The organism is Roseateles cavernae, from assembly GCF_040187885.1.
GTDB classification, from domain to species: Bacteria; Pseudomonadota; Gammaproteobacteria; order Burkholderiales; family Burkholderiaceae_C; genus Roseateles_E; species Roseateles_E cavernae.
Genome location: NZ_JBDPLH010000001.1, coordinates 271,246 through 284,342 on the forward strand (window position 1 = coordinate 271,246; position 13,097 = coordinate 284,342).

Annotated in this window: 10 protein-coding genes; 8 read left to right on the plus strand and 2 right to left on the minus strand. The window is 69.5% G+C overall.

The window, feature by feature from the left end; all coding sequences use genetic code 11:
• Positions 1-48 precede the first annotated feature (48 nt).
• The 7 genes from ABGI63_RS01305 to ABGI63_RS01335 all read left to right on the plus strand — a co-directional run bounded on the left by ABGI63_RS01305 (position 49) and on the right by ABGI63_RS01335 (position 9,010).
• Positions 49-1,548, plus strand: a complete 1,500-nt coding sequence (locus ABGI63_RS01305) for an FAD-linked oxidase C-terminal domain-containing protein (protein ID WP_349740660.1) — start codon at positions 49-51, stop codon at positions 1,546-1,548.
• A gap of 3 nt (positions 1,549-1,551) precedes the next feature.
• A complete protein-coding gene (gene glcE / locus ABGI63_RS01310) occupies positions 1,552-2,643 on the plus strand; it encodes a glycolate oxidase subunit GlcE (RefSeq protein WP_349740661.1) in 1,092 nt (363 codons plus the stop codon).
• Positions 2,644-2,653: 10 nt separating this feature from the next.
• Positions 2,654-3,010, plus strand: a complete 357-nt coding sequence (locus ABGI63_RS01315) for a CidA/LrgA family protein (protein ID WP_349740662.1) — start codon at positions 2,654-2,656, stop codon at positions 3,008-3,010.
• Positions 3,007-3,723, plus strand: a complete 717-nt coding sequence (locus tag ABGI63_RS01320; RefSeq protein ID WP_349740663.1) for an LrgB family protein — start codon at positions 3,007-3,009, stop codon at positions 3,721-3,723. Before ABGI63_RS01315 ends, ABGI63_RS01320 begins: the two co-directional genes overlap by 4 nt.
• A gap of 18 nt (positions 3,724-3,741) precedes the next feature.
• Complete coding sequence (gene glcF, locus ABGI63_RS01325; protein ID WP_349740664.1) at positions 3,742-4,986, plus strand: glycolate oxidase subunit GlcF; 1,245 nt, start codon at positions 3,742-3,744, stop codon at positions 4,984-4,986.
• A gap of 394 nt (positions 4,987-5,380) precedes the next feature.
• Complete coding sequence (locus tag ABGI63_RS01330; RefSeq protein ID WP_349740665.1) at positions 5,381-7,045, plus strand: alkaline phosphatase family protein; 1,665 nt, start codon at positions 5,381-5,383, stop codon at positions 7,043-7,045.
• A gap of 135 nt (positions 7,046-7,180) precedes the next feature.
• Positions 7,181-9,010, plus strand: a complete 1,830-nt coding sequence (locus tag ABGI63_RS01335; protein ID WP_349740666.1) for an ABC transporter ATP-binding protein — start codon at positions 7,181-7,183, stop codon at positions 9,008-9,010.
• 7 nt (positions 9,011-9,017) lie between these two features.
• Here the strand turns inward: ABGI63_RS01335 and ABGI63_RS01340 are convergent, their stop codons facing one another.
• Positions 9,018-10,115 carry a helix-turn-helix transcriptional regulator gene (locus ABGI63_RS01340; protein WP_349740667.1) on the minus strand — a complete coding sequence of 366 codons (1,098 nt, stop codon included), beginning with the start codon at positions 10,113-10,115 and terminating at the stop codon, positions 9,018-9,020.
• A gap of 134 nt (positions 10,116-10,249) precedes the next feature.
• Between ABGI63_RS01340 and ABGI63_RS01345 the strand changes: the two genes are divergently transcribed.
• Positions 10,250-12,274, plus strand: a complete 2,025-nt coding sequence (locus ABGI63_RS01345; protein ID WP_349740668.1) for a hypothetical protein — start codon at positions 10,250-10,252, stop codon at positions 12,272-12,274.
• A gap of 18 nt (positions 12,275-12,292) precedes the next feature.
• Here ABGI63_RS01345 and ABGI63_RS01350 read toward each other — a convergent pair whose 3' ends face one another.
• A complete protein-coding gene (locus ABGI63_RS01350) occupies positions 12,293-13,081 on the minus strand; it encodes a substrate-binding periplasmic protein (RefSeq protein WP_349740669.1) in 789 nt (262 codons plus the stop codon).
• Between the last annotated feature and the right edge of the window lie 16 nt (positions 13,082-13,097).

A 13,097-nucleotide genomic window follows, 5' to 3' on the forward strand; every position in this document is an offset into this window, starting at 1 on the left:
GCGGCCGGCACCGCAAGCTACAGTTGACGGCCGCCAAGGAGACCCCAGTTGAACGCCGCCGCCCGCTCCGCAACATCTGCCACCTCACGCGCCCAGAGTCAGACCGAGCTGGTGGCCGCCTTGGCCGAGGTGCTGCCGCCCCATGCCCTGCTGTGGCAGGGCGAGGACACCGTGCCTTATGAATGCGACGGCCTGACCGCCTACCGCGAGCGCCCGCTGGCGGTGGCCCTGCCGGAAACCGAGGCCCAGGTGGCCGCGGTGCTCAAGACCTGTCACCGCCTGGGTGTGCCGGTGGTGGCGCGCGGCGCCGGCACCGGCCTGTCCGGCGGCGCCCTGCCCCATGCACTGGGCCTGACCCTGGCGCTGGCCAAGTTCAACCGCATCCTCGATCTGAGCCCCAGCGCGCGCACCGCCCGGGTGCAATGCGGCGTGCGCAACCTGGCCATCTCCGAGGCGGCCGCGCCCCACGGCCTCTATTACGCGCCCGATCCGAGCAGCCAGATCGCCTGCACCATCGGCGGCAATGTGGCCGAAAACTCGGGCGGCGTGCACTGCCTGAAATACGGCCTGACCCTGCACAACGTGCTGCGCGTGCGCGGCTTCACGGTGGAGGGCGAGGCGGTCGAGTTCGGCTCGGAGGCGCTGGACGCCGCCGGTCTGGACCTGCTGAGCCTGATCGTCGGCAGCGAGGGCATGCTGGCCGTGATCACCGAGGTGACGGTCAAACTGGTGCCCAGGCCGCAGCTGGCGCGCTGCATCATGGCCAGCTTCGACGACATCCGCAAGGCCGGCGACGCGGTGGCCCATATCATCGCGGCCGGCATCATCCCGGCCGGCCTGGAGATGATGGACAAGCCGATGACGGCCGCTGTCGAGGACTTCGTCCACGCCGGCTACGACCTGGGGGCCGAGGCGATCTTGCTGTGCGAGAGCGACGGCACGCCGGAGGAGGTCGAGGAAGAGATTGGCCGCATGGAAGCGGTGCTGTGGGCCAGCGGCGCGACCCGCTGCGAGGTCAGCGCCAGCGAGGCCCAGCGCCTGAAGTTCTGGAGCGGCCGCAAGAACGCCTTCCCGGCCTCGGGCCGCATCAGCCCGGACTATATGTGCATGGACTCGACCATCCCGCGCAAGAAGCTGGCCGACATCCTGCTGGCGATCCAGCAGATGGAAACAAAGTACGGCCTGCGCTGCGCCAATGTCTTCCATGCCGGCGACGGCAATCTGCACCCGCTGATCCTGTTCGATGCCAATGACCCCGACCAATTGCACCGCTGCGAGCTGTTCGGCGCCGAGATCCTCGAGTACAGCGTCGCGCTGGGCGGCACCGTGACCGGCGAGCATGGCGTGGGCATCGAGAAGCTCGGCTCGATGTGCGTGCAGTTCTCGACCGAGGAGCGCGAGCAGATGCTCTCGCTCAAGCGCGCCTTCGATCCGCACTCGCTGCTGAATCCCGGCAAGGTGATCCCCACCTTGCAGCGCTGCGCCGAGTACGGCCGCATGCATGTCAAGAAAGGCCTCCTGGCCTTCCCCGAACTGCCGAGGTTTTGATCGATGACGATCCAGCAGCTGCAAGAACGCATCAGGGACGCCGCCGCGCGCGGCGCCACCCTGGAGATCCACGGCCACCGCAGCAAGGCCTTCTACGGCCAGCCACCCGGCGGCGAGGCGCTGGACATCAGCGACTTCTCGGGCGTCACCAGCTATGAGCCCAGCGAGCTGGTCGTCACGGCCAAGGCCGGCACCGCGATCACCGAGCTGGAGGCCCTGCTGGCCGAGCAGGGCCAGCATCTGGCCTTCGAGCCGCCGCGATTTCGGGGCAGCGCACATGGTCAGGGGACCGTCGGCGGCATGGTGGCCGCCGGGCTGTCGGGTCCGGCACGCGCCACGGCCGGCTCGGTGCGCGACCATATCCTCGGCCTGACCCTGATCAACGGCCGCGCCGAGGCGATGAGCTTCGGCGGCACGGTGATGAAGAATGTCGCCGGCTACGACGTCTCGCGCCTGATGGCCGGCTCGCTGGGCGTGCTGGGCCTGATCGCCGAGGTCTCGATCAAGGTGCTGCCGCGTCCGGTGGCCAGCACCACGCTGCGCTTCGAGATGGACCAGGCCCGGGCCCTGCGCGAACTGAACCGCTGGGGCGGCCAGCCCCTGCCCATCCAGGCCAGCGCCTGCTGGGACGGGGCACTGATCCTGCGCCTGGCCGGCGCACAGGCGGCGGTGACGGCGGCCGTCCGGAGCCTGGGCGGCGAGACCATCCCGCAAGACCTGGCCCTGCCCTTCTGGGAAGGGCTGCGCGACCAGAGCGACGAGTTCTTCCAGGGCGCCGAGCGCGCGGTGCAGGGCGGCGCGCGGCTGTGGCGGCTGTCGCTGCCGCAGACCGCGCCGGTGCTGCATCTGTCCGGCGAGCAACTGGTCGAATGGGGCGGTGCGCAGCGCTGGGTCACCAGCGCGCAGCCGCCGGCCCAGGTGCGCGAGGCCGCGGCGGCGGCCGGCGGCCATGCGACGCTGTTCCGCGCGCTGGACAAGAGCCCCGGCGTGTTTTCGCCGCTGTCGGCGCCGCTGCTGCGCATCCATCGCGAGCTGAAGAAGTCCTTCGACCCGCAAGGCCTGTTCAACCCCGGCCGGCTTTACCCGGACCTCTGAGGCCGCCACCATGGATGCCTTGCGCGGCCTGACGATTCTGCTGCTCTGCCAATCGGCCGGCGAGTTGCTGACGCACGTGCTGGCCCTGGGCCTGCCCGGCCCGGTGCTGGGCATGCTGATCCTGATGCTGCTGCTGCGCCTTCCGATCACGCATGCGCCGGTGCAGGCGGCCGCCGAGGGCCTGCTGGCCCATCTATCGCTGCTGTTCGTGCCGGTGGGCGTCGGTGTGATCACCCATCTGGACCTGATCGCCACCCACGGCCCGCGCCTGGCACTGGCCGTGCTGGGCTCGACCCTGATCGGCCTGGCGGTCAGCGCCTCGGTGCTGCAACTGCTGCTGAGCCGCGGCCGCGAGGCTCAGCGATGAGCAACAGTTTCGTCGAGCTGTGGGTCTATCTGTCGGCCACGCCCCTGTTCGGGCTGACCCTGACGCTGAGCGCCTATCTGCTGGCGCTGGCGCTTTACCAACGCAGCGGCCATGCACCCTGGGCCAACCCGGTGCTGTGGACCGTCGTGACGCTGGCCGGCCTGCTGATGCTCAGCGGCACGCCCTATCCGCGCTATTTCTCCGGCGCGCAATTCATCCACTTCCTGCTCGGCCCGGCGGTCGTCGCGCTGGGCTGGCCCTTGTGGCAACGGCGCGCCGAGCTGCGCCGGCGCCTGGGCGTGGTGCTGATCGCGGCACTGGCCGGCGGCACCGCAGCGGCCGGCAGCGCGGTACTGATCGGCTGGGCCCTGGGCCTGCCGCCCGAGCTGCTGCGCTCGCTGGCGCCCAAATCGGTGACCGCGCCGGTGGCAATGGGCATTGCCGAGCAATTGGGCGGCATCCCGGCGCTGGCCGCCGTGCTGGCTGTGCTGACCGGGCTGACCGGCGCGCTGCTGGGCAAGTACCTGTTCGACCTGCTGGGCATTACGCTGCCGCAGGCGCGCGGCTTTGCGCTGGGCACCGCCTCGCACGGCATCGGCGCGGCCCGCGCGCTGCAGGTCCATCCCGACGCCGGCGCCTATGCCGGCCTGGCGCTGAGCCTGCAGGTGCTGCTGGCGGCCTTGCTGATGCCGCTGGCGGCACGCCTGACCTGACACCCATTCCGAGCTTTTATGCAGACCAATCTCGCCCCCGAGTTCCAGTCCACGCCCGAAGGCCGCGAGGCCGAGGAGATCCTGCGGCGCTGTGTGCACTGCGGCTTCTGCACCGCGACCTGCCCGACCTACCAGCTGCTGGGCGACGAACTTGATGGCCCGCGCGGCCGCATCTATCTGATCAAGCAGGTGCTGGAGGGCGCGACGCCCACCGCCAGCACCCAGCTGCATCTGGACCGCTGCCTGACCTGCCGCAACTGCGAGAGCACCTGTCCCTCCGGCGTGCAGTACGGCAATCTGCTCGAGATCGGCCGCAACATCGTCGAGGCCAAGGTCGAGCGGCCGCGCCGGCAGCGCGCCCTGCGCTGGCTGCTGAAGGAGGGCCTGACCTCGCCCTTGTTCAAGCCGGCGATGAAGCTGGGCCAGGCCCTGCGGCCGCTGGTGCCGGCCGCGCTGAAGGACAAGCTGCCGGCCAAGGCCCCGGCCCGTGCCCACGACTGGCCGACCCGCAGCCACAAGCGCAAGGTGCTGATGCTGCTGGGCTGCGTGCAGCCGGCGATGATGCCCAATATCAATAGCGCGACCGCCCGCGTGCTCGACGCCGCCGGCATCCAGACCCTGGTGGCCGACGGTGCCGGCTGCTGCGGCGCGATCCGCAGCCATCTGAGCGATCACGAAGGCGGCCTGGCCGATATGCGCCGCAATATCGACGCCTGGTGGCCGCTGGTCGAGGGGCTGACCGGGGCCGGCAAGGTTGAGGCCCTGGTGATGAATGCCTCCGGCTGCGGCGTCACGGTCAAGGAGTACGCCCATGCGCTGGCCCATGACCCCGATTACCGCGACAAGGCGCAGCGCATCAGCGCGCTGACCCGGGACCTCAGCGAGCTGCTGCCCGAGCTGGTGGCGCCGCTGAAGGCGCGGCTGAAGACCAAGTCCCACCCGAAGCTCGCCTACCACCCGCCCTGCACCTTGCAGCACGGCCAGCAGCTGCGCGGTGGCCTGGAGGGCGCGCTGCGCGAGCTGGGTTTCACGATCAATCTGGCGCCCAGCGACAGCCATCTGTGCTGCGGCTCGGCCGGTACCTATTCGGTCTTGCAGCCCGAGCTGTCCAAGCAGCTGCGTGATCGCAAGCTCAAGGCCCTGGCGCCGCTGCAGGCCGATACCATCGTCTCGGCCAATATCGGCTGCATCCAGCATCTGCAGGGGGGCTGCGCGACGCCGGTGCGGCACTGGGTCGAGGTGCTGGACGAGGCCCTGGGCTGAGCCGCCGGGAGCAGACCACACCCTCTCCAGTTGTGCGACAAACGCCCAAACAAGGGCAAATGTGGAGAGAACCGTAACAAGCCGTGCCCAGAATAGCGCCCATCCCTAGGAGGGGAAGACCGCGCGGCAAGGGGTCGCGCCAGCCAGCAGCCAAGAGCCCACAAGGGCCGGCCGGCAAGCCAGCCGAGATGTTCAACAAGACCCCAGCCGCAGCAGTGCGCCGACGCACTGCCAATTAGAAAGAGGCCGGGCCTGCAGTGATGCGGGTCCGGCCCACTTATTAATGGGTCGCGGGCCGCACAGCTCGGGAAACCCCGGGGCCGCGCCGGCACCGTCCGGAAGCCGCGCAGCTTAAGCTCGCGCCTCGTCCCGACACGCAACAAGAAGTACGCCCATGAACACAGCAACCCCCACCCGTCGCGCCCTGCTGCTGAGCGCGCTGGGCGCCGCTCTGCTGGCCGGCTGCGCCAGCGGCCCACCGAGCCTGGCACCCGTCGCCGGCAAGCCCAAGCTGATCGTCTTCCTGGTGGTCGACGGCCTGCCGCAGCGCCAGGTGCTGAGCTACCGCGACCAGCTGCAGCCCGATGGCTTCAAGCGTTTCCTGGATCGCGGCGCCTGGTTCGCCAACGCCCACTACGGCCATGGCCACACGGTCACCGCGGCCGGCCATGCGGTGATGCTGTCGGGCGCCTATCCGCAGAAGAGCGGCATCATCGGCAATGAATGGCGCGACCGCGAGACCGGCGAGACGGTTTACTGCACCGGCGACAGCGCCCACCAGTACATCGGCCACAAGACCGCGCCGCTGGCCGGCACCAGCCCGAAGAACTACAAGGTCGAGACGGTCGGCGATGTGCTGCGCGGCCTGCAGCCCGAGTCCAAGGTGATCGGCATCTCGGGCAAGGACCGCGGCGCCATCCTGCCGGCCGGCCACAAGGGCCAGGCCTATATGTATATGAGCGAGAGCGGCCAGTTTGCCTCCAGCACCTATTACATGGCTGCCCATCCGGCCTGGGTCAGCGGCTTCAACGCCGCCAAGCCGGCCGATGCCTTCTTCAAGAAGAGCTGGACGCCGCTCCTGCCCGAGTCCGCCTATGCCCGCTCGGTGCCCGATGGCCAGCCCTGGCAGAGCAGCGGCGGCAACGGCAACCAGCTGCCGGCCGTCATCGGCGACAAGCACGAGAAACCCGGCCCGCTGTTCTACGCCAACATCGTCCCCTCGCCCTTCGGCGACGAGATCACGCTGGCCTTCGCCCGCGCCGCGATCGAGGGCGAACAGCTGGGCGCCGACGACAAGACCGACATCCTCTCGGTCAGCCTGTCCAGCCACGACTACATCAACCATGCCTTCGGCCCCGAGTCGCGCCTCTCGCACGACCATCTGCTGCATCTGGACCGCTATCTGCAAGCCTTCTTCCAGTATCTGGATGCCAAGGTCGGCGCCGGCAACTATGTCGCGATGCTGACCGCCGACCACGGCTTCGCCGACACGCCCGAGTGGGCCAAGAGCCAGGGCAAGGATGCCGATCGCATCAACCCGGCGCTGACCCTGGGCTGGCTCAACGCCGAGCTGGCCAAGCAGTTCGGCGAGCCCAAGCTGGCGCGCGGCTACTCGGCTGCCGGCCTCCTGTTCGACGAGAGGGCGATCAAGGCCCGCGGCCTGAAGTCGGCCGATGTGTATGCCGCAGCCAAGAAGCTGCTGCTGCAGGTCGACGGCGTGGCCGATGTCTTCACGCTCGACCAGATGCAGGGCAGCGACACCCAGACCCCCTATCTGGCCGCGATGCGCAAGTCCTGGCACCCGGACATCGCCGCGCCGCTGCAGATCGTCGTCAAGCCCAACTGGCTCTACAGCTCGCGCGGCGGCGGCAGCTCGCACGGCACGCCTTATGAGTACGACACCCAGGTACCCATCCTCGCCTGGGGTCCGGCCTGGGTGGGCCGCGGCGAGGTGAAGCAGCGCGTCGAGGTGGCCGATATCGCGCCGACGCTGGCCGCCATCCTGCAGGTGCCCGCACCGGCGCAGTCGCAAGGCAGGCCGCTGCCCCTGCCGCGCTGACCCGCGCTGACGCCCACCGATCCCAGCAAGAGGCCGCCGATGCGGCCTCTTCTGCCATTCGCCGCTTGCTGACATCGCCTGGCAGCAGGGCTGCGCTACGCTTGCCGGCTGACTCCCCACCCCGCAGGTATCCCCTTGTTCAGCTGGTTTGAAAAACGCGTCGACCCCTATCCGCAGACGCCGCCACCGCAGCCGCCCGCCGGCTTCTTCCCCTTTGTCTGGGCCGCCACCCAGGGCATGCGACCGCTGATCATCGGCATGACGGCGCTGACCGCCGCCTTCGGCGCCTTCGAGGCCCTGCTGTTCGCGATGCTGGGCTCGGTGGTTGACTGGCTGGCCGCCGTGCCGCCCGAGAAGCTGTGGGAGCAGGAGAAGGCCAATCTGCTGCTGCTGGCAGCCATCCTCTTGGGCAGCCCGCTGCTGATCGCCTTGCAGGCCATCAGCAAGTACCAGGGCCTGTCGAGCAATTTCCCGATGCGGCTGCGCTGGAATTTCCACCGTCATCTGCTCGGCCAGAGCCTGTCCTTCTACCAGGACGAGTTCGCCGGCCGGGTCTCGGCCAAGCTGATGCAGACCGCGCTGGCGGTGCGCGACTGCTGGCTGATCGTCACCGACATCCTGGTCTTCATCACGATCTACTTCGTCACGATGATGGCCGTGGTCGGCGGCTTCGACGCCGTGCTGCTGCTGCCCTTCCTGGGCTGGCTGCTGCTCTACCTGATCGCGCTGTGGTACTACGTGCCGCGCCTGGGCAAGGCCGCCAGCGAGCAGGCCGATGCGCGCAGCCTGATGAGCGGCCGCATCACCGATGCCTACACGAATATCGGCACCGTCAAGCTGTTCTCGCACTCGCAGCACGAGGCCCAGTTCGCGCGCGGCGCGATGCAGGAGTTCCTGGCCACCGCCTACCGCCAGATGCGGCTGATCAGCGGCTTCGAGGTGATCAATCATGTACTGAGCATGCTCTTGATCGCCAGCACCGCCGGCGTCACCTTGTGGCTGTGGATGCAGGGCCAGGTCGGGGTCGGCGCGGTGGCGGCGGCCACCGCGATGGCGCTGCGCCTGAACGGCATCTCGCACTGGATCATGTGGGAGATGGCCGAGCTGTTCGAGAGCATCGGCACCGTGCAGGACGGCATCAGCACCCTGTCCAAGAGTGTCAGCGTGCGCGACCGGGCCGATGCGAAGCCGCTGCAGGTCAGCCGTGGCGAGATCCGCTTCGAGCGGGTCGGCTTTGCCTACGGCGGCACGAAGCCGGTGCTGAAGAACCTGGATCTGACCATCAAGCCGGGCGAGAAGATCGGCCTGGTGGGCCGCTCGGGCGCCGGCAAGTCGACCCTGGTCAACACCTTGCTGCGGCTCTATGACATCGAGCAGGGCCGCATCCTGATCGACGGCCAGGACATCGCCGGCGTCACGCAGGACAGTCTGCGCGCGCAGGTCGGCATGGTCACGCAGGACACCAGCCTCCTGCACCGCTCGGTGCGGGACAACCTGCTCTACGGCAGGCCCGAGGCCGGCGATGCGCAGATGATCGCCGCCGCCGAGCGCGCCGAGGCCCATGAGTTCATCCTGAGCCTCAGCGACCCCAAGGGCCGCAAAGGCTATGACGCCCATGTCGGCGAGCGCGGCGTCAAGCTCAGCGGTGGCCAGCGCCAGCGCGTCGCGATCGCCCGCGTGATGCTGAAGGACGCGCCCATCCTCTTGCTCGACGAGGCCACCAGCGCGCTGGACTCCGAGGTCGAGGCGGCCATCCAGACCAGCCTCTACCGGCTGATGCAGGGCAAGACCGTGGTCGCGATCGCGCACCGGCTTTCGACCATCGCCGCGATGGACCGGCTGATCGTGATGGACGGCGGCGAGATCGTCGAGCAGGGCAGCCATGCCGAGCTGCTGGCGCAGGGCGGCCTGTATGCGCGGCTGTGGGCACACCAGAGCGGCGGTTTTCTGGGCGAAGAGGAATAGCGCACCGCTACGCCGTGCCGACCAGGCGCTGGATCAGCCCGGCCAGCTCATGGACCGAATGCACATCGAGGCGGGCATAGATCTTCTTGACATGGTCGGCCACGGTGGACGGCGACACGGCCATCAGCCGGGCGATCTCCAGCTGCGAGTGGCCGGTGCGCAGCAGCAGGCAGACGTCTTTCTGCGTCGGCGTCAGCGCCAGATTGTCGAGCACGCGGCGCAGTGCGAGCCCCTGCGGCTCGTGATGCTGCACCGTGATGTGCAGCAGCGGGGCCCGATCCTGGCCCAGGGTCTGCAGCGGGCAGCTCTCGAACAGAAAACGCCCCCAGGCGTTCTCGACGCTCAAGCTGGTGCCCGGCCGGCTCAACCCGGGGCTGCGCCGGTGCTGCTCCCACAGCGCCGTCAAGCTCGGGAAGTGCTCGCGCCTGGGGCTGACGCTGGCGTTCTCGGGCGTGACCCCGCCATGCGAGAGCAGCAGCAGCTTCAAGACCTCGGGTGAGAGATGCAGCAGCTCGCCGTCGGCACCCAGACAGAGAATGCCCCGCCGGTCGCGGCGCGCTACATAGTCGATGCCACCGAGCTCGGCCGTCGGCGCCTGCAGGCCGCGCGCGACATAGGGCACGACTCGCGCCAGCAAGGCCTCCTCGGCGCGGCTGAACTTGCGCTCGCCGGGGCCGCGGTAGAGCACCAGTGAGCCCAGCGGCTCGCCCCTGACGCCACGCACCACCGCCTCGGCCCGGGTGTGCAGGCGCTGCGGCCGCCAGATCTCGTTGTAGAGCGCCGAGCGGAAGAACTCGGGCCTGTCCAGGCGCTCGGCGCTGTGCACGACGACGCCGCTGGTCACCGCCTCGTGGAAGGGCATCATCACCTCGGCCTCGCGCCGGTTGTGAAAGGCCTCGAAGTAGTGGCGGTTGATCTCGTGGTCGACATCGCCCTCGAAGTAGTAGCGCAGCAGGCGCCCGCGCGCATCGGTCCAGTCGAACAGATTGCGGTCGGACGGGATCAGGCCATGCAGCAGCTCCAGCAGGGCCGGGATGAAGGCCTCCGCGGTCAGGCCCATCGCCGCGAGCGTGCGCAGCTTGGCCATGTCGGCAGCGTGTTTCATGCGTCCCATGCTTTCATGAGGCCTGCTCGATGTCGCCCCCTATCGAGGGGGCGAGAACGCTGACCCGGCTGTCTAGTGTCTGGACGTGGCGCAAGCCCACACCCCATCGTCCACTCACGCCAAGGGAGCTCCCCATGTCCAAGCCCAGCTTCTCCTCGCCACCCGGCCTCCGCAGCCTGAGCCCGGGCCTGATCGCCGCCGCCGCGCTGATCGCCTGCGGCGGCGGCAGCGACTCCGATCCCGAACCCACCGTGGCGCAGACCACCGACATGAGCGTCCGCGTGCTGGACGGGCCGATCCAGCATGCGCTGGTCTGCCTGGATGCCAATGGCAACAGCCGCTGCGACAGCGACGAGGTCCAGGGGCGCAGCGACGCCGAGGGCCGTGTCGTGCTGAAGGTGCCCAGCGCCGAGATGAGCCGCCATGTGGTGCTGGCCCAGATCGGCACCGACGCGATCGACAAGGACCACGGCCCGGTGTCCACGGCCTTCATGATGACGGCACCGGCCGATGCCGGCAGCGTGGTCTCGCCGCTGAGCACCCTGGTGCAGATCCAGGCCGCCAGCAGCGGCAGCAGCACCGAAGCGGCCGAGCAGGCGTTGCTGCAGCAGCTCAGCATCGACACCCCGCTGCTGGGCGATTTCAGCCAGAGCAGCGATGCCGGCGCCAAGCTGGCAGCCGATCTGGCCCGCCTGCTGGTGCTCGCCAAGCAACAGCAGCTCGGCGACACGGCCGGCGCCACCGACAGCACCGGCAATGCGCTGAGCGCGGCCGACATCGAGGCCGAGATCAACAAGCGCCTGCTGGCCCTGCTGCCCGAGCTGATGGGGGCGGCCATCGCCCCGGCACTGCAGGACGCCGCCACGGCCGAGGCCCGCGCGGCGGCCATGCAGGCGGCCGCCAAGGAGCTGGCGCAGGCCGCCGGTCTCAGCAAGAACAATCTCGCCACGCTGATCGCCCAGAGCAAGGCGCCCGGCGCGCCCGAGGAGGCAGCGTCGGCGCCCAAGGCCGGCCTGTCGCTGCGCTGGTTCACCTTCAGCGATGCCGGCAACTACTACATCCGCAGCTATGAATCCACCGCCGCGCAGAACACACCCGATGCCCAGGGCCTGCGCCACTACACCGAGTACCGCGAAACCCGGACCACGGTCGATGGCGTGCTGAAGAACCATCAGGAGTTCGGCGTCAACCGCCTCGGCGAGGGCCGCAAGAACTGGCTGCGCAACCAGGTGTTCTGGACCGGCAGCGAGTGGTTCGACTGCCCGGCCGAGCATGCGCATCAGGCGACGCCCTGGGACGCCCAGGGACGCAGCGAATCCCTGTACTGCAAGGCCTTCAAGTCCAGCAACAAGCGCACGCTGCGCAGCATCGCCGGCATCGCGATGGGCGAGATCGTCACGCAGATACGCGCCCATCCACCGACCGATGGCCAGGGCAGCTTCGCCGGCTGGGGTCCGGACCCGCAGCGCTATGCCACCGCGCTGGCGGCGCCCTTCCCGGCCGGCTCGGTGCTGATCACGCAGGACAGCCGGGAGCTCAGCAACCCCGATGCCTACAGCACGGCCGCCGTCGACCGCGTCTACACCTATGTCCAGGCCCTGCGCACCGGCGAGCGCACCAGCTGCGACGGCTGGACGGCGGCCACCGCCGACAGCCTGCGCAGCCTGGCCACCGATCTGGAGAGCCTGGTCGCCGCGATGCCCGGCACGCCCTGCAGCTACACGGCCAACCCGGCCGTGCACGGCAGCCGCAACGAGGCCTGGGGCGCCACCTCGCTGAGCCTGGGCAATGTCAGCGACGCCGCCTTCACGGCACCGAGCAGCTACTACCGCAGCGGGCTACGCCGGCTGCGCGTCTCCTTCGGCCCCGGCAACGCCACGACCTACTGGAGCTGCGCGCTGCGCGCCAGCGACGACCATGCGCGCAACTGCGACAAGCTGGGCAGCGGCAGCTACAGCATCGAGGCCCTCGGCGATGCGCGTGTGCTGCGCCTGGCCAAGCTGCCGCCGCAGGCCGCCGGCCTGGGCTTCGAGCGCCTGTTCGTCGAACGCGGCGGCAAGGTCTTCTACGGCTTCCGCGACAAGCTCAAGGCCGGCCAGTCGCTGCGCCTGAATCTGGAGGCCACCGAGGCGCTAGTCCAGGCCCTGGGCATGCCCTGACGGCGCCGGCGCCCGGCCTCAGTCGGGCAGCGGCATGCCGTAGCGTGCCGCCAGCGCCGCGACCGTGCCGTCGCGGCGCATGCCCTCCCAGGCCAGCCGAAGGCGCTGGGCCAGCGCCGGGCTGCTGGGCAGGCTCAGCGCCATCGAGGGCCGCGACTCCGAGAACTTCAGCAGCGGTTCGATCAGCTGGGGGTCATGGCCATGGCGGCGCAGCAGCTCCGGCGCCAGCACCCGGTTCAGCGCGAGCAGCTGGCTGCGGCCGGCAAAGAACTTGCGCAACATGATGTCGTAGTCGGCGCTGCGATCAAGATGCTGGTCGAGCGAGAAGCCCAGCGCCACCAGCTCTCGCTCGGACACATCGTCCTTGATCACGGCGGTCAGATAGGCCTTCGCCATGTCGAGATCGCGCGGCTGCACATCGGGCCGCGAGCGCAGCCGATAGAGCCAGCCCTGGCGCACCGAGATATGTGCCACCCAGTGGAACTGCGCCTCGCGCTCGGGCAGACGCACGATGGCCGGCAGCAGCACATTGGACTGCAGCTGGGCACGGCGCGAAACGCGGGGCCAGGAGCTGAACTCGAAATCGCCCGCGATCCGCGCCCGCGTCAGCAGCTCGCGCGCCAGCTCCACCGCATAGCCGGCCGCCTGACCCCGGGCATCGGTGAAGGAGTAGGGCGCGAACTCCTCCAGCAGCACGGTGAGGCGCTCCTGCGCCCGGGCGCCGCCGAGCAGGCCGGCCAGACCCAGGCCCAGCAGCGAGCGCCGGCGCTGCTTGCCATCGCGACGAAAAGGGCTCGGGCTTGTCATCAAGGTGCCATCGGTT